37 protein-coding genes and 1 pseudogene are annotated in these 24,513 nt (G+C 51.5%); 4 read left to right on the top strand and 34 right to left on the bottom strand.

Translation table 11 applies throughout. From position 1 onward, the window contains the following. Nucleotide 1: 1 nt before the first annotated feature. From SFA31_RS13200 to SFA31_RS13035, 34 genes and pseudogenes are all read right to left on the bottom strand, one after another. Nucleotides 2-517, bottom strand: coding sequence for an LIC_12616 family protein (locus tag SFA31_RS13200; protein ID WP_322838396.1), 516 nt, complete (start codon nucleotides 515-517; stop codon nucleotides 2-4). Continuing rightward, nucleotides 441-791 (bottom strand): hypothetical protein, encoded by a 351-nt coding sequence (locus SFA31_RS13195; protein ID WP_322838395.1) that lies wholly within the window; start codon nucleotides 789-791, stop codon nucleotides 441-443. The genes SFA31_RS13200 and SFA31_RS13195 overlap by 77 nt, the downstream gene beginning before the upstream one ends. Beyond that, nucleotides 788-1,390 carry a hypothetical protein gene (locus tag SFA31_RS13190; RefSeq protein ID WP_322838394.1) on the bottom strand — a complete coding sequence of 201 codons (603 nt, stop codon included), beginning with the start codon at nucleotides 1,388-1,390 and terminating at the stop codon, nucleotides 788-790. The genes SFA31_RS13195 and SFA31_RS13190 overlap by 4 nt, the downstream gene beginning before the upstream one ends. After that, nucleotides 1,377-1,799, bottom strand: a complete 423-nt coding sequence (locus tag SFA31_RS13185; protein WP_322838393.1) for a DUF4054 domain-containing protein — start codon at nucleotides 1,797-1,799, stop codon at nucleotides 1,377-1,379. Before SFA31_RS13185 ends, SFA31_RS13190 begins: the two co-directional genes overlap by 14 nt. A 39-nt stretch (nucleotides 1,800-1,838) precedes the next feature. Beyond that, complete coding sequence (locus tag SFA31_RS13180) at nucleotides 1,839-2,939, bottom strand: major capsid family protein (RefSeq protein ID WP_322838392.1); 1,101 nt, start codon at nucleotides 2,937-2,939, stop codon at nucleotides 1,839-1,841. 53 nt (nucleotides 2,940-2,992) lie between these two features. Then, nucleotides 2,993-3,469, bottom strand: coding sequence for a hypothetical protein (locus tag SFA31_RS13175; RefSeq protein WP_322838391.1), 477 nt, complete (start codon nucleotides 3,467-3,469; stop codon nucleotides 2,993-2,995). Beyond that, nucleotides 3,466-4,521, bottom strand: a complete 1,056-nt coding sequence (locus tag SFA31_RS13170) for a DUF2213 domain-containing protein (RefSeq protein ID WP_322838390.1) — start codon at nucleotides 4,519-4,521, stop codon at nucleotides 3,466-3,468. The genes SFA31_RS13175 and SFA31_RS13170 overlap by 4 nt, the downstream gene beginning before the upstream one ends. 2 nt (nucleotides 4,522-4,523) lie before the next feature. Beyond that, a complete protein-coding gene (locus tag SFA31_RS13165) occupies nucleotides 4,524-5,393 on the bottom strand; it encodes a phage minor head protein (RefSeq protein WP_322838389.1) in 870 nt (289 codons plus the stop codon). Beyond that, entirely contained in the window at nucleotides 5,296-6,729 is a 1,434-nt protein-coding gene (locus SFA31_RS13160; RefSeq protein ID WP_322838388.1) for an anti-CBASS protein Acb1 family protein, read from the bottom strand. The genes SFA31_RS13165 and SFA31_RS13160 overlap by 98 nt, the downstream gene beginning before the upstream one ends. Further along, on the bottom strand, nucleotides 6,726-8,108 hold the full coding sequence (locus SFA31_RS13155) for a PBSX family phage terminase large subunit (RefSeq protein WP_416208356.1): 1,383 nt from the start codon (nucleotides 8,106-8,108) through the stop codon (nucleotides 6,726-6,728). Before SFA31_RS13155 ends, SFA31_RS13160 begins: the two co-directional genes overlap by 4 nt. Continuing rightward, nucleotides 8,032-9,075 (bottom strand): terminase small subunit, encoded by a 1,044-nt coding sequence (locus SFA31_RS13150; protein WP_322838386.1) that lies wholly within the window; start codon nucleotides 9,073-9,075, stop codon nucleotides 8,032-8,034. Before SFA31_RS13150 ends, SFA31_RS13155 begins: the two co-directional genes overlap by 77 nt. Next, nucleotides 9,075-9,332 carry a hypothetical protein gene (locus tag SFA31_RS13145; protein WP_322838385.1) on the bottom strand — a complete coding sequence of 86 codons (258 nt, stop codon included), beginning with the start codon at nucleotides 9,330-9,332 and terminating at the stop codon, nucleotides 9,075-9,077. Before SFA31_RS13145 ends, SFA31_RS13150 begins: the two co-directional genes overlap by 1 nt. Next, nucleotides 9,280-10,209, bottom strand: coding sequence for a hypothetical protein (locus tag SFA31_RS13140; protein ID WP_322838384.1), 930 nt, complete (start codon nucleotides 10,207-10,209; stop codon nucleotides 9,280-9,282). The genes SFA31_RS13145 and SFA31_RS13140 overlap by 53 nt, the downstream gene beginning before the upstream one ends. Continuing rightward, nucleotides 10,199-10,828, bottom strand: a complete 630-nt coding sequence (locus SFA31_RS13135; protein WP_322838383.1) for a ParB/Srx family N-terminal domain-containing protein — start codon at nucleotides 10,826-10,828, stop codon at nucleotides 10,199-10,201. Before SFA31_RS13135 ends, SFA31_RS13140 begins: the two co-directional genes overlap by 11 nt. 12 nt (nucleotides 10,829-10,840) lie before the next feature. Continuing rightward, the gene (locus SFA31_RS13130; RefSeq protein WP_322838382.1) at nucleotides 10,841-11,455 is read right to left on the bottom strand and encodes a methyltransferase domain-containing protein; all 615 of its coding nucleotides are present in this window, start codon (nucleotides 11,453-11,455) and stop codon (nucleotides 10,841-10,843) included. Beyond that, nucleotides 11,452-12,357 (bottom strand): hypothetical protein, encoded by a 906-nt coding sequence (locus SFA31_RS13125; RefSeq protein WP_322838381.1) that lies wholly within the window; start codon nucleotides 12,355-12,357, stop codon nucleotides 11,452-11,454. The genes SFA31_RS13130 and SFA31_RS13125 overlap by 4 nt, the downstream gene beginning before the upstream one ends. Before the next feature lie 825 nt (nucleotides 12,358-13,182). After that, the gene (locus tag SFA31_RS13120; protein WP_322838380.1) at nucleotides 13,183-13,326 is read right to left on the bottom strand and encodes a hypothetical protein; all 144 of its coding nucleotides are present in this window, start codon (nucleotides 13,324-13,326) and stop codon (nucleotides 13,183-13,185) included. Further along, nucleotides 13,326-13,856 carry a DUF2514 domain-containing protein gene (locus SFA31_RS13115; RefSeq protein WP_322838379.1) on the bottom strand — a complete coding sequence of 177 codons (531 nt, stop codon included), beginning with the start codon at nucleotides 13,854-13,856 and terminating at the stop codon, nucleotides 13,326-13,328. The genes SFA31_RS13120 and SFA31_RS13115 overlap by 1 nt, the downstream gene beginning before the upstream one ends. After that, complete coding sequence (locus SFA31_RS13110; RefSeq protein WP_322838378.1) at nucleotides 13,853-14,464, bottom strand: glycoside hydrolase family 19 protein; 612 nt, start codon at nucleotides 14,462-14,464, stop codon at nucleotides 13,853-13,855. The genes SFA31_RS13115 and SFA31_RS13110 overlap by 4 nt, the downstream gene beginning before the upstream one ends. Next, nucleotides 14,457-14,810: a phage holin family protein gene (locus tag SFA31_RS13105; protein ID WP_322838377.1), complete on the bottom strand. Its 354-nt coding sequence runs from the start codon at nucleotides 14,808-14,810 to the stop codon at nucleotides 14,457-14,459. Before SFA31_RS13105 ends, SFA31_RS13110 begins: the two co-directional genes overlap by 8 nt. 219 nt (nucleotides 14,811-15,029) lie before the next feature. Further along, on the bottom strand, nucleotides 15,030-15,740 hold the full coding sequence (locus tag SFA31_RS13100; protein ID WP_322838376.1) for a bacteriophage antitermination protein Q: 711 nt from the start codon (nucleotides 15,738-15,740) through the stop codon (nucleotides 15,030-15,032). After that, nucleotides 15,737-16,120: a hypothetical protein gene (locus SFA31_RS13095; protein WP_322838375.1), complete on the bottom strand. Its 384-nt coding sequence runs from the start codon at nucleotides 16,118-16,120 to the stop codon at nucleotides 15,737-15,739. The genes SFA31_RS13100 and SFA31_RS13095 overlap by 4 nt, the downstream gene beginning before the upstream one ends. Continuing rightward, nucleotides 16,117-16,404 (bottom strand): DUF1364 domain-containing protein, encoded by a 288-nt coding sequence (locus SFA31_RS13090; protein ID WP_322838374.1) that lies wholly within the window; start codon nucleotides 16,402-16,404, stop codon nucleotides 16,117-16,119. The genes SFA31_RS13095 and SFA31_RS13090 overlap by 4 nt, the downstream gene beginning before the upstream one ends. Then, nucleotides 16,401-16,940 (bottom strand): NUMOD4 domain-containing protein, encoded by a 540-nt coding sequence (locus tag SFA31_RS13085; RefSeq protein ID WP_322838373.1) that lies wholly within the window; start codon nucleotides 16,938-16,940, stop codon nucleotides 16,401-16,403. The genes SFA31_RS13090 and SFA31_RS13085 overlap by 4 nt, the downstream gene beginning before the upstream one ends. After that, nucleotides 16,937-18,472 (bottom strand): phage N-6-adenine-methyltransferase, encoded by a 1,536-nt coding sequence (locus SFA31_RS13080; protein WP_322838372.1) that lies wholly within the window; start codon nucleotides 18,470-18,472, stop codon nucleotides 16,937-16,939. Before SFA31_RS13080 ends, SFA31_RS13085 begins: the two co-directional genes overlap by 4 nt. Further along, nucleotides 18,469-19,068: a DUF1367 family protein gene (locus tag SFA31_RS13075; RefSeq protein ID WP_322838371.1), complete on the bottom strand. Its 600-nt coding sequence runs from the start codon at nucleotides 19,066-19,068 to the stop codon at nucleotides 18,469-18,471. Before SFA31_RS13075 ends, SFA31_RS13080 begins: the two co-directional genes overlap by 4 nt. A 57-nt stretch (nucleotides 19,069-19,125) precedes the next feature. Next, the gene (locus tag SFA31_RS13070) at nucleotides 19,126-19,323 is read right to left on the bottom strand and encodes a hypothetical protein (RefSeq protein ID WP_016192912.1); all 198 of its coding nucleotides are present in this window, start codon (nucleotides 19,321-19,323) and stop codon (nucleotides 19,126-19,128) included. 343 nt (nucleotides 19,324-19,666) lie between these two features. Beyond that, complete coding sequence (locus SFA31_RS13065) at nucleotides 19,667-19,822, bottom strand: type I toxin-antitoxin system Hok family toxin (protein ID WP_322838370.1); 156 nt, start codon at nucleotides 19,820-19,822, stop codon at nucleotides 19,667-19,669. A gap of 146 nt (nucleotides 19,823-19,968) precedes the next feature. Further along, nucleotides 19,969-20,352, bottom strand: coding sequence for a hypothetical protein (locus SFA31_RS13060; protein WP_322838369.1), 384 nt, complete (start codon nucleotides 20,350-20,352; stop codon nucleotides 19,969-19,971). Further along, nucleotides 20,346-20,534, bottom strand: a complete 189-nt coding sequence (locus SFA31_RS13055; RefSeq protein WP_322838368.1) for a hypothetical protein — start codon at nucleotides 20,532-20,534, stop codon at nucleotides 20,346-20,348. The genes SFA31_RS13060 and SFA31_RS13055 overlap by 7 nt, the downstream gene beginning before the upstream one ends. A 62-nt stretch (nucleotides 20,535-20,596) precedes the next feature. Continuing rightward, nucleotides 20,597-21,043: a replication protein P gene (locus tag SFA31_RS13050; protein WP_322838367.1), complete on the bottom strand. Its 447-nt coding sequence runs from the start codon at nucleotides 21,041-21,043 to the stop codon at nucleotides 20,597-20,599. Nucleotides 21,044-21,374: 331 nt separating this feature from the next. Further along, nucleotides 21,375-22,178: pseudogene (locus tag SFA31_RS13045) on the bottom strand (replication protein); the annotation flags it as partial. A 113-nt stretch (nucleotides 22,179-22,291) separates the two neighbouring features. Then, on the bottom strand, nucleotides 22,292-22,780 hold the full coding sequence (locus SFA31_RS13040) for a toxin YdaT family protein (RefSeq protein WP_322838366.1): 489 nt from the start codon (nucleotides 22,778-22,780) through the stop codon (nucleotides 22,292-22,294). Continuing rightward, nucleotides 22,758-22,991, bottom strand: coding sequence for a Cro/CI family transcriptional regulator (locus tag SFA31_RS13035; RefSeq protein ID WP_322838365.1), 234 nt, complete (start codon nucleotides 22,989-22,991; stop codon nucleotides 22,758-22,760). The genes SFA31_RS13040 and SFA31_RS13035 overlap by 23 nt, the downstream gene beginning before the upstream one ends. Before the next feature lie 82 nt (nucleotides 22,992-23,073). Between SFA31_RS13035 and SFA31_RS13030 the strand changes: the two genes are divergently transcribed. The 4 genes from SFA31_RS13030 to SFA31_RS13015 all read left to right on the top strand — a co-directional run bounded on the left by SFA31_RS13030 (nucleotide 23,074) and on the right by SFA31_RS13015 (nucleotide 24,489). Beyond that, the gene (locus tag SFA31_RS13030; protein WP_150037984.1) at nucleotides 23,074-23,481 is read left to right on the top strand and encodes a helix-turn-helix domain-containing protein; all 408 of its coding nucleotides are present in this window, start codon (nucleotides 23,074-23,076) and stop codon (nucleotides 23,479-23,481) included. A 177-nt stretch (nucleotides 23,482-23,658) separates the two neighbouring features. Continuing rightward, nucleotides 23,659-23,802 (top strand): hypothetical protein, encoded by a 144-nt coding sequence (locus tag SFA31_RS13025; protein ID WP_322838364.1) that lies wholly within the window; start codon nucleotides 23,659-23,661, stop codon nucleotides 23,800-23,802. Further along, nucleotides 23,799-23,990: a DUF1482 family protein gene (locus tag SFA31_RS13020; RefSeq protein WP_322838363.1), complete on the top strand. Its 192-nt coding sequence runs from the start codon at nucleotides 23,799-23,801 to the stop codon at nucleotides 23,988-23,990. The genes SFA31_RS13025 and SFA31_RS13020 overlap by 4 nt, the downstream gene beginning before the upstream one ends. Before the next feature lie 199 nt (nucleotides 23,991-24,189). Next, nucleotides 24,190-24,489, top strand: a complete 300-nt coding sequence (locus SFA31_RS13015; RefSeq protein WP_322838362.1) for a hypothetical protein — start codon at nucleotides 24,190-24,192, stop codon at nucleotides 24,487-24,489. Nucleotides 24,490-24,513 lie beyond the last annotated feature (24 nt).

Genomic DNA, 24,513 nt, shown 5'->3' with positions numbered 1-24,513 from the left:
ATTACCTCTCAATTTCAAAATTAATCGATCCCTCTGCGGTAGCAATACAGACGGGGACGGTTTCGATAATGGGTAGCGCTACGGCGTACCTGGCCGAGTATGTCAGGGTGATTTCCATAGCCGCCCGCTGTTCCCAACCGGACGGAACGGCACCGGAAATATTGCGCGGTAGCGTGCAGGTGGGTGAGCTGGTATCAATGGACGCCAGCGCCTCCATACCTGGCGTGGAGGCCAGCCAGGCCGACAGGGCATTGAGTACGGCCATTGCACCAGGGCCATAGGCCTGAGCGCTGACCAGTAGCTGGTTATGCTGGCGAATTTCCTCTTCGGTGTCTGAAATCTGGCGCCGCTCAGGAATCCCCAGTTCCACGCTGGAAATTTCCCGCAGGGTAATAAATGCCCCCTTCGGGATTTTGTGGCCAGTATCCCCGAGCAGCACATCAGAAATTCCCAAACCCTCCGCTATCAGGACTCGCAGGCGCTCCAGCTCGAACCGCGACCGCATAGTAATAGCCATAATCGCTGTAATCCTGTGCATGAGTTACGCGCCAGTTCTCGCCGTGCCAGGGCACCACATCGCCAAAACTCAGGCGACGGGCGGCCATAATCACGATCGCGTCCTGAATCCGCGTTCCTTCGGGTAAAAATTCCAGGGCGTCATTATCTGCAGGATGGATAACGCCCCGATTACTACTCTCTCCGCCGCTGCTCCAGTCATTCGTTCCCGGGTGGGTGACAGTGAAGCGTCGGCTCATTGGGCCGGTAACGACCCGTCGAACATCCGGTATCATCCGCTGCCCTCCCCGGTCAGAATGAACGTGATAGCCTGGCGCAGACTGCCGGTGTCAATCAGTGGCTTACTGGAGCCTTTACGCCGTATCGTCGAAGGCGCATTCGGCGTCATGTGTCCGTCAGTGAATGCCCCACGCAGTTTCCCCTGTGCATACGCCCCCAGACGATTTAATGCCGCATTCCGGGATATTTCCCCACGCATAACCTGACGCGCCAGACGGCGCATCTGCTGGTTAAAATATTTCTGCTGGTGGAATGTGTAACGGAAAACGGAACGCTCCGGGATCGTGATGGTGTGAGCCGGTATCAGGTGGAAGCTCTGAAAATTTCCCTTTTTCCGGAAACGGCCACTATAGGAAAACGAACCATCGGCACGGATTTGCCGGGTAATGGATGCCTGACGCGCTGGTACATTGATGGTCGCCCCGTACTCATGAACAGCCATCAACGCAGCATTCCCCAGTGGGGAATCATCCTGGCGTTTTCTGGCGTTCGCGGCGCGGGGAATTCCCACCCGAACCTCAGCACCACGCATTGAGGCCATCCGTTCCATCAGCGCGGCCAGTTTCTCCCTCCCCGGTCGGTCAGAATCCCCCACAACAACCTCCCCGGAATCCCGGCACAACCATCGCCCCCATCCCGGCCAGTTTTCGCAGCGCCAGGTACCGGAGGCCATAGGTTGACGTAGACAGCCAGGCATCGAATTCATCACCGCTGGTATTCGCTGGGGCCGCCGTCTGGAACGACACCTTTCCGGCTGTCTGCTGCGTCACCGGTAGTGTGCTGGCCGTTCCGCCCTCTCCGCTACCATCGTCACCGCTGGCCTGCGTCATACTCAGCAAAAAGGCAGCGGCCAGGTTGGCCCAGCCCTGCTCAAACGTGGCGCCGAACCGGCGTTTGTTCACCAGTGGGCGGGCGTCATCCATCGCTATCTGCACCATCTCATCCGGTGCAGCGCTGAATTCCGGGAATCGCGCCCGAAATCGTGAAATAGTCAAATCAGCCATAAGCCACCCATAAAAAAGCCCTCATTACGAGGGCTGTGATTATTTCTTCGTGTCTTCACCGGCTTTCAGGGCTTCCACGCGCTCCTGGCCTTCTTTGTTCAGCTTGAGGTTATAGGCTTGAGTAGCCGCCCCAAGAATGCCATCCACATACACGGCGGTGTACGGCTGAACAAATACCGCGCCAGTGCAAGCGAAACGCCCCGGCACTTTGATGTTAAAACCATCCCACTGAGGCGCGATAAAATCCAGGGCACGGGTCAGTGCCGCATAGATAAATTCCTCATTGTTGGAATAAAGCAGAGCACGGCCATTTTCGCCCGCAGTATCCAGACCGGGAGCGGCGCGGAACTTCAACGGCTTGCCAGACTGGAGCGTGGCGATATTATTTTTCGACACCCAGGACAGGATAGAATCGCTGGAGCCGTCGGAAATCTGGTCCCCCATCACAGAGAGCGCCGCAGTCGGCATAGGCATATAATCCGGCAGATAGGACACATCACCGCCGGTACGCTTCATGATGCTACCGATAGCCCGGTTAATGGTCCCCAGAATTGCCTTAGCGTTACCGGTGCCGTCTTCATTCAGCCAGCCCCCCGACGCTTTGACGACTTCAACATCCGGCGAGTTAAACAGGCCACAATAAGCGCGATCGTTCTTCTTGTTGCCCCAGCCGTAAAGCATGGTCTGGTTCATGCTCTGTTCGGAAACGGTACGCGCCGCTTTTGCACTGCGGGTATCAAGCTGACCGCCAAAGCGTGCGGTGGCCTCCAGTTCGTCCAGCGTGTAACTGTACGAAACGGTGTCTTTTTTCACCTGAATAGTTTCAGGCTCAAATTTCACCTGCACGCGGTTAATTGCCGATGCGCTGGAGCCTTCACCGGTATTTGAACTCCCGACCATTTTTGCGATGTGGAACTGAATGGCGTCAACACCAGGACGCTGGGTAGTGTTAATCGGCACCAGCTCACGGAACAGCAGCGGCATAACCGGCTGCTCATAGATTTTGGATTCCACATCAGTGAACAGATCCAGCATGGAATCCGCCCCGTACTGGCGCAGAACCTCGTTAGCACCCGTAATCTGAGACAGAACGGAATCAAACGCCGCCTTACGGGCAGCGTCAAAAGCATACTTAGGCATAATTTATCCTTGAAAAAAGAAACGCCCCGCAGGGCGCCAGGGGAAACGGGGAATTACAGGAGGATGCGGATCGGGACTTCTTCACCGGCGGCAGCATCGTCCAGAAAAATGCAGTTCGGGCCCAGTGCAAAATAGCTGCCGGAGGAACCACCACCAGATCCGGTTTCACCATCAGCCGCGCCAATTTTGCCGGTGGCGTCATAACCGACCAGATCGCCGGCAGTAACGTCCGTCTGCGCTACAACACAGATAAAACCGTCTCGTAGTACCGGGACAGGGCCAAACTGACGATATTTGCGCATTCCGGAACGGGCATCTGCCGTTACAATCCCGGCAATCGGAGTCTGGTCACTGAGTTCCTGCGCCGAGCGTCCGTTATAGCCACCTGCCGAATCGTCCGGCACTGTGCCAACCACAGTCCCCGGTTCGATCGTCTCATCCATCAGCATTCCATCGTTGTACTGGCCGCCCGCCTTCAGCACCATGCCAGCAAACATTTTTACTGAGCCATCGTTAAATTCAGTAATCATTTCGCACTCCGTTCAAAACCGTTGATATAGCTGTCGCGGGCCGATACGGTTTTTTCCGCATCGTTCGCCTGAGTAAACGCCTTGCCGAAATTATCCGGCTGTGTGTCGGTCGCTTTTTTCTGCTGTCCCTGCTTCCCCTTCACTCCCTGGGCATCCAGGACGCGCAACGCGGTACGAACGGCAGAAATATCGGCGTCCTCGGCTTTTTTGTCGCCGATCACCGCTTTAATCACCGAACCGGCCGCAGCATCCTTAGCCAGTTCAGCGAGACGGCTACGATCCGTTTTTTCTGCCGCCAGTTCGGTCGCTCGCTGTTCCAGGGCTTCATCACTGGATTTTGCTTTCAAATCGGCGACCTCTTTTTTCAGGCTGGCAATTTCCTGATCCGCAGCGGCCAGTTTTTGCGAACTGTCACCCACCTGCCCGATCAGTTTTTCCACTGCGGCGGCGGCCTGTTCTTCCATCTCGAACGGGATTCCGTCGATAGCAATTTTCATGAGGTGTTTTCCTTCTGGTGAATGGTCTGAAACTCGCACTGTCGGGCCAGCACGGCCCTTGCGCACCAGGGCAACATGATTACCCCGGATAGTGGTCTGGGCCGTGTCAGCGGCCACGCCCTGCGGATACTGATATTCAAAATCGAATTCGAACTCATAGCCGCCGGACAGCTCCCCCTTCTCGCCGCGCTCTATCGCGTCAATCGCGGTTTTGTCGGTAAACAGCAGGTCGGCGGCCACATAGTCACCATCACGGCGGGGATTCGAAACGTGACCGATGGCGTACTTTTTCCAGTTATCGGCCGTGACCAGTTCCCGGGGGTGATCGTTGGTAATGGGGACACCGTCAAACGACGCCAGCGCGTCAGTGGCGAAAACTTCATCCGGTGGCCGGTAAACCTTGATCACTTCGTTCGGGTTGCCGTCCAGGCCGAATTCCCGGCGGTAATACTCCTGTACGCCCGTCCGTGCTATCCGGCACGGCACGGATAAAAAACCCTGCGGCGTTTTCTTTCGTTGAGAGAAAACCGCATCCAGCGCGAAAAAATGTTTCATTGTCAGATCTCGATCAGCAGTCGCTTAACACAGCGGCATTGCACATCATGGCCGGGGTGGCCGGTTATCGGGGGCGGCGTATCAAGGCGAAAATATTTGAGATCGTTAAATGCATGCGTTTTGCGCACTCGTTCATCCTCAACCGTCCGCCACTGGTATTCCTCCACCCCCATATCCCGCCCGCGCACCAGATCCAGCGAATTAACCACTTTCTGCATCTGGTCACGGGCGATAACGCGACAGCGCCGACGGCTCTGGCCGTGGATTTTTTGAATTTCCCCTTCGATATCCGTCGCACGGTTGCCGGCACGAACGCCAGACATAACCACCCGCTCGACCTTGTCTAGGTACTGCGAGGGGATGGATTTAATCAGGCTGATGTTTTCTTCCAGTGCGACGGCCAGTTCGTCCTGATATTTTTTATCGAACGTCTGGCCCAGCAGCAGCGAAGAAACATCAACGCCGAACGTACTGCGGAACGCTTTACGCATCGCTGCGGATTCGGATTCCGAGGCGCCGTCGATAAACCGCCCTGCGGTGCTGCGGGCAAACCGTGCAATCTGCCCCGTAACGCTTTCCTGTAGCCCCTCGAACACGCTGCGTAGCATCCCCATCATGCCCGCATCATCCAGCGCTACACCGTCCGCTGCGCGCCGGTATCCGGTAGCAAGCACGGTATTAATTCGCTGTTCTGTCGTGGCGGCCAGGGTGTCGATATAGCGCTGCAGATCGCGCTGATAGGTATTACGGGGTTTAACTGAGGGCTTTACGAACCTAAGAAGTCGGGTCTTTGCTCCCGGCTTCTGGGTCAGGATGTAGCGGGCTATTTTCGTTTTGCCCCTCATCCCCGTCAGATGACCGGTTATCATCATTAATATCGTCCATCTCTTTAGCGGCCTGCTCGTCGTCTTTGCCTATCGTCGAGTAGGATTCTTTAGCGATCAGATCGCCGGTGACGGTCGCCACGCGCACGGCCCCCATATCAACGTAAATCTGGTCAGCCTGGGCGTTATTGAGTTTCGTCTGGGCCTCGTCTTTCGGGTCTGTTTGCCAAAGTGGGTGGAAATTAATATCCAGATCGTCCGGCGCCTTTCCGAACAGTGAGAGACACAACAGACGGTAAAAATGAATCAGGTGGGGCTTGAGGAAAATCCCCTGTCTGAATCCTATCATGTCGTAGTAATTACGCAGATCCGCCTCTCCGGTTGAGTTCATACCACCGGGAGACTGGCCGAAAAAACGGGTTAACGGGATATCGGCGGCCCCGGCAGTGTCACAGCGAAACGAAGTCAGAATGTCGTTGATACCGGCGAACGAGATGGCCTTGCGGTCATACTCATCGTTCGAATCCATCAGGAGCATATTTACCGTGCTTTTCATCAGTGCAGTCAGGGAAAAACGTTTCCTGATCGTCTTTTCGCCCTCTTCTGTTGACAGCATTTTTGTAAAATCTTTGATGCGCATTACATCGTTGTTCGACTCATGCAGCAGACTGTTAATAATTGTCGCCGCCGTGTCGTAACGCATAATCGCGTCCTGCGAATCCTGGTAAACCGAATCATGCCAGTAGCCGTTTTTCTGATACTCCTGGTACGGGAGCGCCTTACCAATAAACCCCATCATGCGGGAACGGTGCACTTTCACCATGGAGTTATTCAGGGTGTACAGCAGTGGCTCCCCGAACGTGGGCGAACCGGGGTCAGTATCAATCTGCGTCGTTTCCGGCGACAGCATTGTTTTATCCAGCAGGGCCAGCGCGAGCGTATCCCCGGTGCGAATTTCGCGTTCGTCAAACGGATCTTCGCGGTTGGTTTCCCCTGCCTTTCCGGCAAACAGGAAAGCACCGCCATAGGCACGCCCGAATGCGACGGCGTTCATGACCTTTTCCGGCAGCAAAAGGCGACTGGCGGCTTTGTTGATGTCGGCCACCTCTTTATCGCCCAAGGCGGCGCTTGAGATATACCAGCCTTCTCGCACCATATCCTCGCCAGGTATGCGCGCCATTTTGCCAGCGGCCCAGCTTCCTCGCATCATATTTCCGCATTTGTCATCAGTGAGGCGCGTCACTGTTTTATAGCGGGTGTGGGCCTGCTTATCCCCCAGCGTATTCAAACCGCTGATCAGGTTTTCCAGACCGTCAGATGCCACTTTTTTTTCAGTCGTTGCCGGTGCGCTATCCGCAGCACCCGACCAGAATTTTAGTTTCATGCCCAGCCGCTCCAGTCCGGCACAATAATCGGTGAAAAACACATGATCCCGGCGTCCGCAATGTTCGGTGACTTGATACCGCGTTTCGCCAGGTCGGGTTTGGCCTCAACCTTTACGCGCCCGTTGCCGTCGAAATCCCGCTTCGGCGTACAGAGTTCCGTGATTAATTTCTGGTAATACGGGATATTGCTGTCGATGCTGATCAACTGGTCGTCGCGATAAACGCCACGCCGATTATTTTTCACGGCGTCGAACGTATTGCGGAAACGGTCGGCCACACCCCACCAGGTTTGAGCCTTGAGGTTTGCGAACATATCCCCGTTAGTAATATCGTCCTGGTATATTTCGTCAGGCTCCCAGACGCCGCCCCCGGCGTTAAATTTCTGGTACTCGACTTTCCAGCCATCGGATGCCGCATTCAGTTCAGCGAATTTAGAGCCGCTACCGGCCCCCACGCCGATACTGTCGTAGGTGACCTGCGCGTGACGTTCGCGGGCCGCCCGCCATGTACGGGAGCAGCTTTTCATCAACTCATCCTCGCCAGCCTGCCATTCGTCAGCCCAGGAGATAACAGAGCCATGCGAATACACGTTCGCGCATTTGTCGTCGCCGCTGTCGGCCACATCGAAGCCGATGCGTTTTTTTCCTGACGGTTTGAAATCCAGTTTGATATGCGCATCTGTGGCCGCCAGTATCCAGGACATTTTGATAACAGAGCTATCGTCATTCGCCCGGGGGACGCCCAGATAAACGTGTTTGAAGTTTTCCGGGTCACGCATTTTTGCGGCCCTGATAACCTCCGTGGCTGTATTACTGAGAAACGGATTTTCGTCGAAATTTATTTTTCGTATCAGCGTGGACGGCGGCGGGTTGATCACAAAATTCTGCCAGACAAAATCCTGAATCATTCCCGGGTTGAAGATAAACCAGCACTCCGAACCCTCTTTACGGAAAGTGGGCTCCAGAACTTCCCATTGCGCCGCCGTTAAGCCGTGGGCCTCTTCACACCAGAGAATGTCGATACTCTCCAGCGATTTGATCTCATCCACATGCCGGTTCAGGCCGTAAAAGATAAACTCGCTGCCCGTCACCTTGTTGATGATTTTATTTTTCAGTATACGAAACCGACTTTGCAGCCCGAATCGCTCAATCTGGATTTTCAGCAGGGCATAAACCGATTCCTCGATTTTGTTCTGGATCTGACGAACGCACAGCACACGAATCCGATATTTGTTTGCAAGATAAATAGAGAATCCGGCAGCATCCCACGATTTAGAAGAAGCGCGGCCACCGTATAAAACCTTATTCCTCGCCTTCGTCATCCAGAAGTTTTTTAATGCCGGGTTCAGGCTCGGTCGAAATGTTGTCATCATAGAAATCATTAAACCCAGACGGGATATTTGCGTCGCCCTTGCGGAGCGCATCAGTACGGGTCAGAACCTGCAGCAGAGTCCGGCGGGCGGCGTCCTGGTCGTGCATCAGTACCTGTAATCCCTCTTTGGTCTGCTTCACGCCAGCAAACAGCCACCGGGCAGGGCCATCTATCATGCCTGTGTCAGCGATGAATACCTGGCCCCGCCCCTCTCCCGAACACTTGGGGCAATCGGGATTAGGTAGCGCGTTATCGACAAATCCCAGTCCGCCATATTCCGGCTCCGGGTTTCCTTCCTTTGTTGCCATAGCCGCCGCTTTGTCGTATTCGGCAATATCCCGCCACTGGTACAGATGGTTTTCGCCCCAGCAGTAACGACAGTTAACCCTGCGGTACTGTGTCAGCTCATTCGGATCTGCGGTGGCGATAGCCATTAGCTGGTGTACGAGTTCGTCCAGGTCAGCCGCGTGGCGTTTCTGGCGCCTGTCCCTGAGCCAGCGAATTGCACGGGATACCCTGGCATTTCTCACCAGCCGGCTGGCGATAGAATTTGCTGTCGCTCCCTGTCCTTCATATCCCGCAAACCGGTATGCCTCCGTCAGGTTTTTCCCCATAGCGACGTACTCAGCGAAACGAGCCTGTTGCTCAGAAATTCCGAATTCCTGCGGGTCCAGACTCAGGTCAGAAAAATTATCCGCAGATTTTTTTTCTTCCTGTTCTGATACCCGGTCATCGCGAATTTCCGGGGCAATTTTTTTTAGGGCAGATTTTTTTTTGCCCTCGTTTTTTTGCCCCGTTTTTGCCCCAGTTTTTTTCTGATTTTTTTTGGCCCCTTTTTTTCGTACCCAACCCATTTTTCCGGCCAGGTAACGTAGAGCCTTCAGCGTGATTCCGTACTTATCTGCAACAGCCTGTTGAGAAAGCACGCCAGCACAGTAATCACGCTCTATGGCTTTCTCATCCGGCTTGCTCATTAATCACTGTCCTGTTTTTCGCGCCTTACCAGTTCACTGTATGCTGCTGTGTCTCCGTTTCTGGCTCGCCGGTACAGCACACCGCGCAGTTCTGCTTCCCCTTTCGCCCTTCCCTTTCTGATAGCTTCACGGAAGCGCCGTATACGCTCCCTGTCGGTTTTCAGCTCGTCCAGGTCAATATCCAGTACGTCAGCTATCTGTTGCTCACTGAGACGGCGAGCGGCCAGCACCTGGATTTTTTCGGCGGGTAGGTTCATGCATGCCCCCGGTTTCTCGATTACGTAGCGTCATGCCGTAGTCGTTCGTTCCCTCGGGGAGAGTTACGCCATCGCGGAGCCGCAGGCGCAGATTTTTAAATGGCCGGTAATCAACGTAATGATGTACCCGGCCAAATCGGTACATCATGCGGGCAACGTCAGGATGCATCTCTGCCAGCATCCGGCTTTTGTTATACGTCCCCTCCTTTGCGTAAAACTCTGCCGTGTTGCCGCCTTTAATTTTTTGGGTATTGATTTTTTGTTGCAAAAACGCGTTGAACTGGATAGTGCACCACCCCGCCTTCAGCATACGCAGCGATAAATCCGTGTCCTCGTTGTACCGGCCGCGCCAGCGGAACGGTACATCGTTGCGTATCAGATTGCAGGAATAGATCCTGGTGTTGGTGATGAACGGCGGCAGCTTATCGCGCTCTGCGGCAAACATGGCATAGTTCGGGCCCGCCATCCCAACATTGGCATAGCGCAATACGAAATCTTCCATGCAGCGGAATACCGTCCCGTCTGCCACCATGTGGCGCTTATTGCAGTGGAGGCGCATAAAATGCCTGATGTTGTCATCCATCACCCAATGCCAGGCATAGCCACCAGCCACAGCATGATCCCAGGCGAAATTTCTGGCTGCGCCGGGGCCAACGCTTTTTTCCAACCCCAGATCGTCGCAGGTCTCATAATCGCGCTGGTATTTTTTATCGAGTACCAGGATTTTTTTTCGGTCAATGACCGCAGCGTACTGGCCGTATTCCTGTTCCTCTATCACGATGAGGAACGGCACCCGCATACTTTCCAGCGCTTTCGCCGTCAGACGTGAGTCAGCCCGCCCCTTGCTGACGATATACAGCGGGAATTCAGGATTCATCGCTCGCGTACACCTTGCTTTTCTTATCCTCCCGCTCTTTGGGCGGATACCAGATGTATTTGGTTTTGTCCGTGATTTTTGCCCCTACCAGCTCAGCAAAATTCTTCACGTCAGCGTCCGTCTCAAAATGTACGATCAACTGCCGGACTCCGTTTGCATCAGACTGGTCGAAATCAGGCATTCCGATCCAGTGATCCGCAGGGTTATCCGCTTCCGTTTCAAAAATTTTGCTCAACTCATAATCATTGAAGCCAAGCAGATCGATATTAAATCCCTCGTCCTGGAGCGTCTCCACTTCCAGCGCCAGCAATTCCTCGTTCCATCCGGCGTTCAGCGGCAGACGATTATCGGCCAGTCGGTATGCCCGCTTCTGGGCACCCGTCAGTCCAGCCAGGGTGATACAGGGCACGGTATCCATGCCCATTTCCTCAGCAGCCATCACGCGGCCATGCCCCGCGATAATCACACCGTTTTCATCAACCAGCACCGGGTTCGTCCATCCAAATTCCCGGATGCTGGCGATTAATTGCCCTACCTGCGCTTTATCATGGGTGCGGGCGTTCCTTGCATACTGCGTTAGCTCCGTTAGCTGTCTATAAACGATCTCCAGCTTTTGCATTACCAAACCCTCTCAGACTCGTTTAAAGGCGTAACTGTTTATCCCCTCCCGGCCCAGGCGGCTTTCTTCCCGGTTGCACTCGACACAGGCAAATCCCATGCGCTCAAACCAGGCGATCAGGCCTTCATGGGTGAAATACCAGATATGTTCATCAGGCCGGAAATGCCGCGATGACAGCACATCTTCCGCCCCCGAGAAAATCGGAATGGAAACAAAGACACATTCGCGCGCCCTGCTTACAGCCTCTTCGGGATCATCGATATGCTCCAGCGAATCCCAGAACGCCAGCGCGTCATATTCGCCTGCGTACAGATCCGCCCATTTGCCCCGCTCTTTCAGCCAGGCAATACCTGCGGCGTTAACGTCATATCCGAGGGTGTCAGGGCGGGAATCGACAAACTGGCCGGCACCAATCCCCACATCCAGCAATGACCCGGAATAATGGCGGGCAACCAGGGCAATGCGTGCTTTCGTCAACGCCCTTCCCATTTCGGTTTCTGCCATCCCCTGGTAGCGCAGGAAATAACCGTCATCATATGGCCGTTCAGGAGGCACCGGGTAGCGGCCAACACCGAGTTGCGGCAACCACACCAGCCCATCATTCATCGCCCTGGTAAAATCCCTCATGCCGCCACCCCTTTCGATATTCCAATGCGATCGATAAACGGCGTTATTTTTTCGGCCAGATCGCTAATCCGCTTATCGCAGTGATGTAGCATTTCCTGGCAGTGGCAGTAATTATCCGGGTAGACAAAAAGCGCACGGCTCAAATCGGAGCAGCGCAGATCGGTAATTTTGGTGTGATGGTTATTTCCGCCGTTTCCACCCTGAATGCAGATCATCGGCTTGCCGTATGCCATGGCCGCATGAAAAATAACGCAGGCGCCGGTCACAACGATGTCGGCCCGCTCCACCAGCGCCAGCATCTGAGTAATCGTCAGCTCGCCGTTGTGCAGCTTCTGATGGGCGAACGGCTCAATGTCCGGTATCCACTCCTGCCCTGGCTCACAATCAGCAATGCTCACAACGTGATATCCCCTGGCTGCCAGCATGCGCGCCGCCTCATCGATATAGATGTTCAGGGGGCCACGGCTGGCGTTATGCCATTCTGTACGCTCTATCGTGGGGCGCACGACGGCGATCGGTTTATCTGCCGGCAGACCAATATCGGGCAGACTAAAACTCGGGAGATCCATCTGTGCCGGCGCAATGCCGAACTGCGATTCCATCGCATCAAACACGCTGCCATTTTTTAAGTGCTGATTACCGTAAAAAATACGCTTGCGCGTGAAAGTGCTGAACGGCAGCGGCTCATATTTTATTTTTGTACGCTGCTCATTTTTTCGCTGAGTGCGCAATTTCGTATTGGCCCGAACAAAATGGACATTCGGAATACCTGCGTAGATTTCCGGTAGTGGCGTCCGTAACCAGATTTCATTCCCCTGTTCGGCCAGGGCCTTTATAAATGCGCGCTGGTTGATATTGTCGCCAATACCTTCCATGCCCTGGAAAAAAATTCTTTCAGGCATAAATTCATCTCAAGCAGGTTAACAGGTGAATCGCTCTATATCCCCTCTCGGGAAACAGGTTAATTCTGTATATCGTGAGCAGTTGATTATTTCCGCATTACCGGCCAGCCTGTCGGCCAGATCGGAAAATGCATGGCGCCAGCTTTCCAGCGCCTGAGGTGTCGGGTTCTTGAGGCTCCCCTCATGGCTGCCGTGCCAGTGCAGCCCATTCCGGGTACTGCAATCAAAACCCAGTAGCAGAACGCGGCGGGCACCCAGGTGATCAACGGCAAATTCAACAGACCGGGAGCCGGAGCAAAAGCCGTTGTAGTATCGGGGGCGGTAGAGATTTATTCCGTAGCGGTGGCTGGCAATTATTGACGTCGTCCACCTGCTCGCATTAACAGATATCTGATCGTGATTCGCCTCCCACCAGGCCAGATCAGACGCAAAAATAAACCGGCATCGTCTGGCTATCTGCCATGAGTTATTTATCGCGATAACAGGAAAACCAGAGGATGCCGCCAAATCACAATCTGAACGCGTCAGAGATGGGCCCGACGCAATACAGATCACAGTGTCAGCCGTCACCGGGGGATTTCGCCTGTTCCTGTTTAAGCCGCTCCTGTACCAGGGCCTATTTCCCATAATGTTTTCCTGTCAAAAAAAGAAGGCCGTCTTTCCGGCTGTCCGCACACCCCGTTTCACAACGCGAATAAATCGCGCAGAGGAGCATAAACTGATGCGCTGCGGCTGTTATTCAACGCCCCACCTGCCGCTGTGGGCGTCCTCTACCAAGAATTAGCATTATCGCGGCCACTCTTAGAATGGCCGCTGTAATACTGCTTACTGTCGTTTTTCGAGCTTATCCTGCAGCTCTTTCAGTTGCTGCACGATAGCGTCGCCCTGTGCCGAATGTTTGCGATACACCAGGGCACCGGCAATAACCCCGACAACAGCACTAATAACTGCGATAATTGCGTATTCCATTATTTTTTCTCTCTCACTGCATCATAGATTCGTTCACATGATTGTCCTGCGATAAAAGCTCTGTCAGCCTCTGTTGCATAGATACCCGCTCTTTTGCCAGATTCGCTAAGCAACTCGGCAAGCACTCTGGCGGTCTCTGCTTTTGCCTCGCTTGCGCTGGCAAGGGCGGAGAGGCGGCCGGTTTCACTCCGCCCGTATCTGGCTCGTATATCGGAGAGCTGCTGTTGCAAGCTGTAGCCAGCACGCCGAGCAGCATCAACATTGGCCTGAGCCTTCGCCAGTTCATCATCTGCACGTTTCTGTTCCTCGTTAATAACACTCTGGCGCCTCTGTTCCTCGGCCCGCTCTGATATATCCCGGTGCAGCGCAGCGGTTGAATCAGACAAGTCACGCTGCGCCCATCGCAGCTTCCATGCCGTATCTGCTGAGTTGAACCCGGTGCTGTACGAACGCCATAACAAAAAAGCCATCAGCAAAAATATCGCTAATGGCTTCCAGTATTTTTTCAGCAGAACCAGGAACGCGGTCATACCAGCACCGACTTCACTGTTTCGTAACGGTCCCGTCGGTCATTCAGACCGTTGGTGCCGCCGTTGATGATTTTCGTCACCGCCGCAACATCACCGCTGAGCTTCAGACACCCTTTTGAGGTATAAAACCACGCCGCCGAACGAGCCGCATATTCATCCTGCTCCAGCAACTGAGGAACCAGTAGTAAATCGGCACCCAGGCCAGCACCGCAATCCCGGTAATTGTCGTGCCCGGTAATCTGAATCAGGCCACGACCGCGATAATTCCAGCCGTCGCTTTCTGCGATATTCCCCATACGGTGTGCGTAAACAATATTTGCAATTGCTTTTTGATCCGCCGGATGATCAGCTGTGCGGCCGTATTGTTGAGCGGTGTCGCCGGGGAAATACTTTCCGAAAGTTGCTTTTAAGCCATCAGCAGAATAATTCAGGCTTTCCACCAGCCGAGTAAATCCTCCAGACTCATGCCCCACCTGAGCGATAAACATCGCCTGATCATCGGAGGAGGTTATGCCAAATTCACTCATCGCCGCATCAATTGGCTGAAACCAACGCGCAGCTAACTCGGCGCTGATATTAGCCGCCTTCTGAAACTGTGATTTATTCATCTTTACTTTTTCCTTCTTTTTCAATTTGCGTGTTGGTTCTCATGCTTGCGAACACGTTCATGATCGCCAGGCAGCGCTCAACACCAATGCCGCCGACAACCACGCCCACCAGCAGGGCGTGATCTTTATCCCAGCCAAAATATTCGAGGGAATTAATTACGCCGAGAGCAATCAGCAAGCATATGGCGCCCGATAAAATCGCTTTGCTCCACGATTTACCATCACGCAACGTAATCATCGTCGCCATGCCACACGCGGCCAGCGATCCATAAATTGAAGGGGCATTGGTTTTCACCCACAGCAGGGTGACCGTCCAGAATCCGGGCGGTAAGTGTTGGTTGTCCATCCATTCCGGCTCCGGTCTGGTGAGAATAAAAAATCCCCGAAAATCTAGGAGCGGAAACGGGGAAAGGCGTTGCACTAAATGACCTGTCAGCGGCCTTTGATACGAAAAAGCCCCGACAAAATGCCGAGGCCTTATTTTTGAGCACCAGAGACGACAAAACCCGCACAAAGGCGGGTTCTTATAACTCTGGCAAAATATCAGAATTGCATTAAATATGGATTATTTCGTTGCATTTTGCAATAGCGTCCATTCAACCTCTTCTGGAAGCACCTCACAATGGTGGTCAAGGGTATGCTGCAAAGCCTCTGTGTCCAACTCGTCGAATGCACGCTTGAAGTGGGCCCAATGAGGCGCATAGACGCGAAGCCATGTTGAAGGGTTTATACTCATTAACCTGGCTAACGCCGCTCCAGCGTACTCTTTGTATGTGTCATTGTTTCGAGTGGCGGCAACGTCCTGCGCGGCAAGCCAGATCAGCGAAATTAACCGCTTCTTAGTTTTATTCAACAGGCCTGACGGCAGATATTTTTGATGTCCGTTCCAGATTACTTCGCATATGAGCGTCTGATAACGGAACGTCAGATCGAAGCCGTAGCAATACTTTAGCCAAGCCTGCTCGTACTCTGGCAGGAAATTCACTGCGCGGCGCCACGGTGCTCCGGCAAACTCATAATCGTTAATCGGTGGTAATGGCCTGCGGCGGCTACGCGTCTCCAGCACGTAAACAGCACTATTTTCAGCTTTTACGCACTGAACCCCTCCCCGACCATTGTCCAGCTCGACGACATGAATCGGCTTGCGTGGGCTACGGTCTTTATCCGCAGGAGGATGCTCACAAAATGCCTGCAACTGCCCTTTTGTTTTACCTGAGTTATCCACTAATGCACGGGTTAGTTCTATACGGGCGTATTCGAGTAATTGAGGTGTCATTTCGTAATCACCTCATTCTGCCAGAGGGGTAAAGGCTCTTTACACCCTGCCCGGCGGATCCTTGACTTCGCGTTGCGCTCAATTTGGATAAGTTTTTCGATATTCTGGCGCCGCTGTTTTTCTTCACGGCGGAGATAATCAACGGTGTCTGCCAGTTGCACCTCTCGCCGAGCAATAGACAGCAGATAATCAAACGGATCCAATACGCTATCGCAACGACGGCAACGAACCTGTCGCTCGGACTCATTAACAAAGACACCGGGGTGAAAACATCGGACCTTTTCGCCCTCAGGCAAAAATTGTAGATCGCTTTTTTCCACCCCTTCTTTCGCCGGGAATGCCACAACGTTCAGCAGTTCGGTTTCTGTTTCAGTGCTCATAACTTGCCTTCACTTCTGAGAATTGATTGCGTACGGAAAACGGCTTCGGCGTGAAATAAGCGAAGCTCATCGCGGGAATAAGGTGTTTTTATGCGTCCATCGACAGCGGAATGACAGGCGTCGCAGCCCCACGCGCCCTGTGCATCATCAGGTTTACATCCGGTTCCACACGTGCCAGCAAGCCGGTAATGAGCCAGCACCGTAGTTTCCGGGTTGTGATTGCACACCGAAGGAATTCGTATTTGACACTCTCTCCCACGAGCTTCTTTTCTGAGATTTTTCATTCGATGTGCTCCCAGGTTTCCCCTCTGACAACACACCCAACAGCGCCACGACCAATGCAGAGAGCAGCAGCGATCGCTAATTGAGTCATTCCTCGTGCATGCATTTGCCTGATGTTGATAACATCTTCGCGGGTTAATTTGGCGTTATGATGCTTCTCCCCTTTGAGCGTTCTGCCATGTCGGGCTTTATCGTTCTCATTGTCCTGGTAACTTCCCCAGGCAAGATTATCCGCATGGTTATTGAGCGAATTACCATCCAAATGACGAACAACTTTTCCAGTACCGGCAACGAAGGCTTCAGCAACAAGACGGTGGATTGTTTTGGTCAACTCCACACCATTGTTACAGAGACAAACATTTTTATACGCGCCCTTGATTGAGATGGTTAATAGCCGCCCTTCACTCAACCGCCGCCCCTTGCCAAAATCAACCCAGCGGCTTACCGAACGTACTCGACCAAAATTACTAACTTCGTACAGCCCTTCGAAATTAACCACAGGACGCCAGCGCTCACTTTTTTCGCAAAAATTAATCATGCTGCCACCCCGACTAACTTCATCGCCGCCCGATGAATCTGAGTCAGGATCATGCGGCCTGTGGATTCAAGTTCTTCACGGCTGATGTAGCTTGTCGCCGGACCTGTCCATGTTTTATCGAATATCGCAATTGCCATACCGAAACCGGCAGAAGATTCAGACGGCTCTCCCTCTGCGGGAATGTACCAGTCAGGAAGGTCAAAGCTGATGCGGCCACGGACGAAGGCTATGTGATCAGCATTCTCCGGCCACCAGCTTTCACTCGTGGCGACTTTAATGAAAAACACATACCGGCCACCCTTTTCCCGCATCGCTGCGGCATGCTGCATGATTGGCACCATTCCGGTGATGTACTCGCCTTCGAATTGTTGAGCACGGCTGTATGGCGGGTTAGCGTACGCAGCACCACCGAGGACTCCGAGACGAGCGGACCAGTCCTGTGTTAATGCATTGTTTTCTGCCGTGTAATAAGCATCACATTTGGCGTTATGGTCGTCGGCAAACAGGTCGAGAGAGAACGGACCGTATTTTGCGTTAATGCCCCACCAAAGTGCTTCAGGTGTTCGCCACTGATCGCCAATTTCTTTAAGTTTGTGTGAGGGACGTTGCTGTAGTTCTGTCAACGCCCGACAATACGGATTAATTTTTGTTGGTTCAGGTGCGTCAAACTGCTCGTTCTCTCCCTCATCATCGTCATTGTAAATATCACAACTTTCAGAGCACGAGCCTGAGTCATACCCGCCGCCACCTTTGATAGTTGATGCAATATCTTCCCGGCTATGCTCAGAAAAAAGAGCAATAATGCTCTCCAGTGAGTTATTCCCCCTGTACATGATTTTATTTTCTTGCTGCCTGCGCTCAACGACTCGTACCGATGGATCATTAATAAGCTGCCAGAAGTCAGCGGCGAGCGCTGGCTCGTCGCGAGCGGCGAGCGCAAGTTTATTTATGCTTTTTTTTACACAGAAAACACAGTTGCCCAAGTGTCCCGGAATTTGCAGATCGAAGGGTTGCTCTTTCCACCAGTCCAGAACATCCTGTTTTTCGAATGGGCTGATATCAGCCAAGTAGCTTACGCCAGAACGATCTTTCAAGCGTTTTGGTTCATCAGCACGAATGCCAAGCCATGTGCGGTAGTTGCCTTTACCAAACATATCACGGCAATAACGCTCGAAAACTTCTGTTTTCATTGTTCGCGTACAGAAAGGGCCACCTAAGTACGGCGTACCATATTTTTCGCAAATATCTCGCCACGGCTTCAAATCCGGGCCAATTTCATCCACTGAAATAACCCGATAACTATTCCCCTGCCCCAATTCTGGATTGACAACAACACGCAAACAGATCAGCGGAATATCCCAATGTTTCACCATATCGCGAACAAACTGATAAGTGCCCGGATGCTCCGCTCCGGTATCCATAAAAAGAAAATGAATGTCTGCGCCTTTCAGTCGTTCCTGATTTTTCAAGTAGACCAGATGACCCGATGTACGCCCACCGGAGAAACTAATAACCTCAGGTATCTGAATCATGCGGCATACTCCAAAAGCTGAGCAGCGACATTTTCGACTTCGGCTGGCGATGAAAATTTACGGAACAGGATCCAGTTCCATAAAACATTCAGGGTGGATTTATAGAATTGCTGGAATTCAATTTCGTCCATTTTTGCAAAGGAAATCGACTTTGCCCGGCGGTTGCGACTGCCATCAGGGTAAATGTGCTCAGTGTAATAGCCAGCCTGAATAGTCACCCATTCGCGATAGGCTTCGAAGGATTTGAGCAGGGCAATATCACGCGTACGAATATGGGCTGCATCAGCGAGGTACTTTTCTGCGGCGTCGGAAAGCGCAACACTATGCTGCTGGCCCACCTGCCGGCAGAGAAAATCGACGAAGCCGTTAACCAGCTTTTGCTCTTCAGGAAGAATAGCGCCGCCGGTGGGTGTCCAGTAATCAAAGCCAAGCTGAAGGAGTTTGAAAAAGCGTTTGTGAAACTGGTAGTTGCGCACACGCTTAAAGTCAGCGTGAATCCACTCACCGATTTTGATGCGTTGCAGAAATTCGCTGGCCTCGGGCGTTGCCGGGATCAGGGTTTCGGGGCTAACTTTTTGTAGTTGAATCTGTGCCATCGGTTTTCTCCGGTGACACAGTGGTTTCTCAGCAGGTTGTTCAGACCTGTGTATAGATTATAGTGGATTATCAGCATCATCAACAGCCGATATTCCGGCAGTTTTCCGCGCTTCAGCCATCTGCTGCACACTGGTTACAAATTCATCAGGGCGCAGCACAAAGCCATAAACAACATCGCCGTATTCGTTCCTGTAAAGCACAACGGGTCTTGTGCTGTTGTTCAGGCCACGAATTAAGTGGTCAGGTATGATCATCACTTTGCTCCAGCATGTTTTTGGGAATCCTTTACTTTCCTTCGCGCGTCCCGATAGTTAAGCCGATGCATACGCTTATCTCAATCAACATGTCAGAGCTGTTTGAGATAAGTGGCATCAATATACTGTATATAAAACCAGTATCATTCTCCAGTACCTATCGATTTATTTTTGATCATGTCGATAAAAATCAATTAGTTGTGTGTTTTTCGAACAATGTAATAGAGAAACAGTGGGATAACGAATTACGCGACAGGATCAGGACTAAACGAGAGGGAATGGGTGCCTGGGAACGCCTCAGCTAAACACAGCGGTGGCGGGGATTTCTCCCCGCCGGTTGCCCTTACTGGTTGGACTCACAAGACATGACTGCCGCAACCTCCCTGCTACCGTCCCGTATTCGCAGTTCGTAAAGCGAATGGCGAGTCAACAGAGTGAATGCCAGTATCGTCAGACAGACGATAACAAGGCACCAGATAACAGGGTTTTGTGGCTTCATGGCTGCTTCTCCTTGACCTTTCGGTCTGTAAGAGGCTAACCTGTACGTGTCTAGCATACGAGGGGCCTCGGGTTGATTCATCAGCTCGGGGCTTTTCTCTTTCTGCTTCGTGTATGCCTGAAACAGAAAGTCTCAAGCACCCGGCATTATTCTCTTCCATCGCCGCATTTTTTCAAAGAGTTATCTTTCTCTGATACCAGCAGCAAAGCGCGATCACGTAATTCTTTCCAGATACCCATCTCATTCGCAGCCGCTTTAACCGCAGCGTGAAATGTTTCCTCGTTAGCATCACGCTTTCGTTGCTTCTCCAGCCTGCCCCTTATGTTGCGAGTTTCATTTCTTGCAACATTGAGTCTTTTGGCTGCGCGGTTGCGACGCTCACGAAGCAGCCTATTAAGCTGTGTAATATTTTTCAGCTTTCCCGCCTGACGGCGAATGATTGCGTCCTTACTCTCTGCCGTTCGGCGCATTTCATCCCGCAATTGCTCGCCTCTCTCAATAATCGACACCAGTTGTTTTGTGTCTACCATCCTCGCAAGTGCTCATCAATACGAAGTGCCATTGCAGATGCTATCCGCTTCACACGATCAATGCGCTCCTGATCTGCCGGGTACTTTCCACTTGAGAGTGATAACTCAGCATTCAAACGAAACAATGTCTCTTTTACATTTTCAAGAAGGGCTAAATCTTTGTTCTCAACATCCGAAGTCATTCTCATTTCCTCATTATCATTTTGATTGAATTTTGTGCATTCGCTTATGCAAATCATCCATCTTAAACCAGCCCGGCAGCCTTGCGCCGCTTGTACTCTTCCAGCAATAATTGCGCTGGCGTCGGACCAGATGGGTGCCGCGGTGCCGCTATCTGCTTTCTCACTGGGGGAATAGGCTTTCCCTCAGTCAGATGCTTTTCCCATTTCGCTAGTTGCCTTGCAGCCAACCCCTCCATCTCGCCCTGGGTCAGTTGTCGCTCAACACCTGTTCGGCGCATCTCCGTGCAAATCTGATACAGAACCGGATGCCGCCACGGAAAAGCCTCAGAGCTGTCATAGCGGTAAGATTCATTACGCCAGCGAGTATACTCAGCCATGATATCAGATGTTGTCAGCCCTAACCGCCCACCACCAGCATCAGCAACCAGCGCGACAAATTCAGCCAGGCTCGGAGGCCACGAATTACCACCCGCGCAGCGGTTTACCAGGGAGTTGCAAACGTTCGTCATTTGGTCGCTGGTCAGGCTGCCTATCTGTGCCATCCAGAGTTCGTCCGGTATGGCTCCATTCTTCGCAATCCACTGCTGGCCGTATATCTTGCCCATCACCTCCCAGAGCCTCCTCGCCGTCGCCCTGCTCCCAGCGGTCGAAGGCTTCGCGAATTTGCCTGGTAGCGTTTGATTCTCCGGTGTCCCGATCATGCTGAGGTTCTCCTGCGTTGAATTTCGCCGTCAGGGTGTCCCACTTCTCGCGGAGCTTTGACGGGCAAAGTACGTTGGTGCGCCAGAACTTATCCTGATTGGCATGCTTGAATAACTTGCAAATCTGCTTGTGGGTAAAACCGTCGATCTGGCGCATCAGCCGAATGTCATTCGCCCATGCCGTCCAGTTCGGCTCACGCTGTGTGGGGTTGATAATTTTCACCCGTTCAAAAATCCAGCCTGCGCAATCCAAATCACTTTGAGATCCCCATGACTTTCCGCTAGGGGTGTAAATCGCCGCGTCAGGATGAGCCGATAAAAATTTCCGCAAACGCTCGTCAGGAGATTCGGAAGAATTCCTGGACGAAAGGGTTTTAGTATTTTTGTATTTTGTAGTTTGTCTTTTGTGTTTACCTGATTCGGGTAAACTCTTTTTACCTGATTTGGGTAAACTTGCACTTTCAACATTACCCGAATCAGGTAATGTTGTGCTTTCACTAAAAGATTCATCTTTACCCAATTCAGGTAAACTTTCTTTACCTGATTCAGGTAATATTCCACCGTCAAAATTACCTGATTCGGGTAATGTTTCTTGGTTTTCAGCCTGCTGTTTATTACCCGATTTGAGTAAACTTTTCTTACCTGATTCGGGTAAACTTACCCATACGCTAATATCTTTATTTATCCCGATGGAACGTCCATCCTGAATAAATATGTGACGCTTGACCAATGCGCTTCTTGCCGCCGAGCACTTATGCGGCAAAATGCCTGTAAGTTGAGATAGCTGCTCATTACTGACCCAATCAGCTTTTTTATTAAAGCCGTATGTTTTTCGCATAACAGCCATGCATACCAGCAACTGATGCTGCGTTAATCCCGCCAGCATTACAGCCTCCAGAAGATCATTAGCAATGCGCGTATAACCATCTTCAATTTCTGCCACGCGAACCGCCTGTTACGTTGTAGAATTCACAAATGAATCAATGCACTTTGGACAGGACCACCGCCTGAAAAAAGTTCTGGTGAAATCCAGTTCTACGATTGCTCTCTTTAATGTCACACATAATATTCCCGATATACTTTTTGCGTATCAACACAACAAAGCGGCTCGATCACCGACTTCATCGCCATAAACGCAGATATAGCTTCGTTAATTTCTTTCAATGCAACGGCTGGTGCGGCGCGAAGGTGAACAGCATTTACCGCCTCAATACTTTCTTTTGCTGCGACCGTAGCCAACAGCGCAGGATCCCGAGGCGACTCAATACGGGCTCGCCGTGCGGCAGGCAATACGGACAACGCAACAGGCTTCAATTCGACCGCTAGCGATGCATAGCGAGGGCCATCAAATCCCCTGAAAATACGCTTTACACGCTGAATTGCGTTTCTAAGCCCGTCTCCGGTATTGACCGCCGGAAGAATATCGCCACCACCATCGGCGTGATATTGATCCGCTATGGCCATCCCGACCGCTTTCCAGCCATCTTCAAGCGCCCAAGCTTCCAGTTCAGATGCGACAACATCAATCGGAGGACTGATTTTCATGATTCAGTTCCCCTTCCCTTTTTGCTTTAGCATGACTGTCGTAGCATCTTGGGTCATAAACTAACGATCCATTGGAAGCTGTCTGGAGGCGCATCGCTCTACCTTCCGGAACGAGTTCACCCCATTTGTAAATTGATGGAAGTCTTACTCCTGCTGCTGATGCCAGCTTACTTTTACTTCCAAAAAACTTGAGCGCATCCCTTGTGTACATACTTCAACCTCATAAATTAGCCATAGCTAATAAGATATACACAAGCCATAACTTGATCAAGGGATATTAGTATTAGCTAACTATGACAATACAAGATATGACTATTGGAGAGCGTATTCGCTCTCGCCGCAAAAGCCTTGGTCTAACACAAAAATCCCTCGCAAAAGCCTTAAAGATCTCCGACGTTTCGGTATCTCAGTGGGAAAGGGATACCAGTGAACCGACAGGGAAAAACCTGCACGCGTTATGCAAAGTGCTAAGGTGCCCTGCTGCTTGGATTCTTTTTGGTGATGAGAGTAAAACCCCAGAGGAACCGAGTGACCAACTAGTCCAACTGGACGAACGCCAGCAGGAGTTGCTTGATCTGTTCAATGCGATAACTGATACAGAGCAAGATGAATTTCTTAACGAGCTTCGAGCCAGAGTCGTAAACAACCAAAATCTACTTGAAGAACTCTTAAAGGCGAAGAAACGCAGCCAAAAAAAATAACGCAATAACTTTCAATGCGTTATGTTTTTTTTCGTCTTTTTTTCAAGTTATAACTTAATTTTGTGTTGATCTAATTCTTAGCAATGGCTAATCTCATCCCATCGAAACCACACAGTGATTTCTCAGATAACACGTTCCGCCAGCCTGGCGACAAGGGCATAACACAGGAGATAGGCAATGGTTAAGCAATATCAGGATGTGAAAGTTAGCGATCTGCAATGTATCTACGAAATTCAGGGCGATGAAACCGTTTGTGATGCGGACAAACAGCAGGTGGTCATCAAGTCTTTAACCTACAAATGGTTAACAGGTGCTATATGACTGGTCCCCTGTTCGCTCTGGTGCTGACCACTTATCTTACAACCGGGGAAGTTCAGGAAAGCGTAATTGACATATTCCCGACTTATACCGAATGCATGAAAATTGCGGCTCAGCAAAAAATTGAAGGCAGTTGCTACCCAGTTGAAAAAATAATTCATCAGGGAGAAGAAAAACCAGCAGGATATTAATAATGGAAACCATATTAATAATTACTGGATTCATTTTTATCATTCTGTCACCAGTGTTAATTGGCGTTATTGTTCCATATATGCTTTTGGTAGATTTAAGCAGTTCTGACACAAACCGCGATTTATAGTTGTTAGTTTCATTTTTTAATATGCCGTTAATCCGGCAGGTAAATCCACAATCTTTTTCAGGAGTATCATTATGTTTAATTCCATCGAAGTTAAAACCACAGAAATAAAATTGTCAGAAATCAATCCCGACCTGGCATCATTTAAATGTAACTCAGCAGTATCAGGTTTTATTCATCTACCAAAGAAAAACGCGGTCACAGTAGTTCTTGATGGCGGCTATAAACTTGGTGCCTTTCATTGTCCAACCTGTGCCATTAAAGCAATTTCTTTCCTTTGTATTGAAGTTGAAGAAGCCGATAAGAAGTCTGGAATGAACTATCAGGCATATAAATCTGTTTTTAACGCAGGTTCGGCAACACGGATGCACTAATTGCAACGCCCCGTTAGTTCGGGG

The sequence above is a fragment of the Erwinia sp. HR93 genome, assembly GCF_034555055.1.
Lineage (GTDB): Bacteria > Pseudomonadota > Gammaproteobacteria > Enterobacterales > Enterobacteriaceae > Apirhabdus > Apirhabdus apintestini.
The sequence above is the reverse complement of the archived record's forward strand: the minus strand, read 5'-3'. Positions and strand labels throughout refer to the sequence as shown.

Bases quoted from the DNA above. Each gene is read 5' to 3' on its own strand.
- SFA31_RS13200 (WP_322838396.1), bottom strand. From the start codon at position 517: ATGGCTATTACTATGCGGTCGCGGTTCGAGCTGGAGCGCCTGCGAGTC.
- SFA31_RS13195 (WP_322838395.1), bottom strand. From the start codon at position 791: ATGATACCGGATGTTCGACGGGTCGTTACCGGCCCAATGAGCCGACGC.
- SFA31_RS13185 (WP_322838393.1), bottom strand. From the start codon at position 1,799: ATGGCTGATTTGACTATTTCACGATTTCGGGCGCGATTCCCGGAATTC.
- SFA31_RS13180 (WP_322838392.1), bottom strand. From the start codon at position 2,939: ATGCCTAAGTATGCTTTTGACGCTGCCCGTAAGGCGGCGTTTGATTCC.
- SFA31_RS13175 (WP_322838391.1), bottom strand. From the start codon at position 3,469: ATGATTACTGAATTTAACGATGGCTCAGTAAAAATGTTTGCTGGCATG.
- SFA31_RS13170 (WP_322838390.1), bottom strand. From the start codon at position 4,521: ATGAAACATTTTTTCGCGCTGGATGCGGTTTTCTCTCAACGAAAGAAA.
- SFA31_RS13165 (WP_322838389.1), bottom strand. From the start codon at position 5,393: ATGATGATAACCGGTCATCTGACGGGGATGAGGGGCAAAACGAAAATA.
- SFA31_RS13160 (WP_322838388.1), bottom strand. From the start codon at position 6,729: ATGAAACTAAAATTCTGGTCGGGTGCTGCGGATAGCGCACCGGCAACG.
- SFA31_RS13150 (WP_322838386.1), bottom strand. From the start codon at position 9,075: ATGAGCAAGCCGGATGAGAAAGCCATAGAGCGTGATTACTGTGCTGGC.
- SFA31_RS13145 (WP_322838385.1), bottom strand. From the start codon at position 9,332: ATGAACCTACCCGCCGAAAAAATCCAGGTGCTGGCCGCTCGCCGTCTC.
- SFA31_RS13140 (WP_322838384.1), bottom strand. From the start codon at position 10,209: ATGAATCCTGAATTCCCGCTGTATATCGTCAGCAAGGGGCGGGCTGAC.
- SFA31_RS13135 (WP_322838383.1), bottom strand. From the start codon at position 10,828: ATGCAAAAGCTGGAGATCGTTTATAGACAGCTAACGGAGCTAACGCAG.
- SFA31_RS13130 (WP_322838382.1), bottom strand. From the start codon at position 11,455: ATGAGGGATTTTACCAGGGCGATGAATGATGGGCTGGTGTGGTTGCCG.
- SFA31_RS13125 (WP_322838381.1), bottom strand. From the start codon at position 12,357: ATGCCTGAAAGAATTTTTTTCCAGGGCATGGAAGGTATTGGCGACAAT.
- SFA31_RS13120 (WP_322838380.1), bottom strand. From the start codon at position 13,326: ATGGAATACGCAATTATCGCAGTTATTAGTGCTGTTGTCGGGGTTATT.
- SFA31_RS13115 (WP_322838379.1), bottom strand. From the start codon at position 13,856: ATGACCGCGTTCCTGGTTCTGCTGAAAAAATACTGGAAGCCATTAGCG.
- SFA31_RS13110 (WP_322838378.1), bottom strand. From the start codon at position 14,464: ATGAATAAATCACAGTTTCAGAAGGCGGCTAATATCAGCGCCGAGTTA.
- SFA31_RS13105 (WP_322838377.1), bottom strand. From the start codon at position 14,810: ATGGACAACCAACACTTACCGCCCGGATTCTGGACGGTCACCCTGCTG.
- SFA31_RS13100 (WP_322838376.1), bottom strand. From the start codon at position 15,740: ATGACACCTCAATTACTCGAATACGCCCGTATAGAACTAACCCGTGCA.
- SFA31_RS13095 (WP_322838375.1), bottom strand. From the start codon at position 16,120: ATGAGCACTGAAACAGAAACCGAACTGCTGAACGTTGTGGCATTCCCG.
- SFA31_RS13090 (WP_322838374.1), bottom strand. From the start codon at position 16,404: ATGAAAAATCTCAGAAAAGAAGCTCGTGGGAGAGAGTGTCAAATACGA.
- SFA31_RS13085 (WP_322838373.1), bottom strand. From the start codon at position 16,940: ATGATTAATTTTTGCGAAAAAAGTGAGCGCTGGCGTCCTGTGGTTAAT.
- SFA31_RS13080 (WP_322838372.1), bottom strand. From the start codon at position 18,472: ATGATTCAGATACCTGAGGTTATTAGTTTCTCCGGTGGGCGTACATCG.
- SFA31_RS13075 (WP_322838371.1), bottom strand. From the start codon at position 19,068: ATGGCACAGATTCAACTACAAAAAGTTAGCCCCGAAACCCTGATCCCG.
- SFA31_RS13070 (WP_016192912.1), bottom strand. From the start codon at position 19,323: ATGATCATACCTGACCACTTAATTCGTGGCCTGAACAACAGCACAAGA.
- SFA31_RS13065 (WP_322838370.1), bottom strand. From the start codon at position 19,822: ATGAAGCCACAAAACCCTGTTATCTGGTGCCTTGTTATCGTCTGTCTG.
- SFA31_RS13060 (WP_322838369.1), bottom strand. From the start codon at position 20,352: ATGGTAGACACAAAACAACTGGTGTCGATTATTGAGAGAGGCGAGCAA.
- SFA31_RS13055 (WP_322838368.1), bottom strand. From the start codon at position 20,534: ATGACTTCGGATGTTGAGAACAAAGATTTAGCCCTTCTTGAAAATGTA.
- SFA31_RS13050 (WP_322838367.1), bottom strand. From the start codon at position 21,043: ATGACGAACGTTTGCAACTCCCTGGTAAACCGCTGCGCGGGTGGTAAT.
- SFA31_RS13040 (WP_322838366.1), bottom strand. From the start codon at position 22,780: ATGAAAATCAGTCCTCCGATTGATGTTGTCGCATCTGAACTGGAAGCT.
- SFA31_RS13035 (WP_322838365.1), bottom strand. From the start codon at position 22,991: ATGTACACAAGGGATGCGCTCAAGTTTTTTGGAAGTAAAAGTAAGCTG.
- SFA31_RS13030 (WP_150037984.1), top strand. From the start codon at position 23,074: ATGACAATACAAGATATGACTATTGGAGAGCGTATTCGCTCTCGCCGC.
- SFA31_RS13025 (WP_322838364.1), top strand. From the start codon at position 23,659: ATGGTTAAGCAATATCAGGATGTGAAAGTTAGCGATCTGCAATGTATC.
- SFA31_RS13020 (WP_322838363.1), top strand. From the start codon at position 23,799: ATGACTGGTCCCCTGTTCGCTCTGGTGCTGACCACTTATCTTACAACC.
- SFA31_RS13015 (WP_322838362.1), top strand. From the start codon at position 24,190: ATGTTTAATTCCATCGAAGTTAAAACCACAGAAATAAAATTGTCAGAA.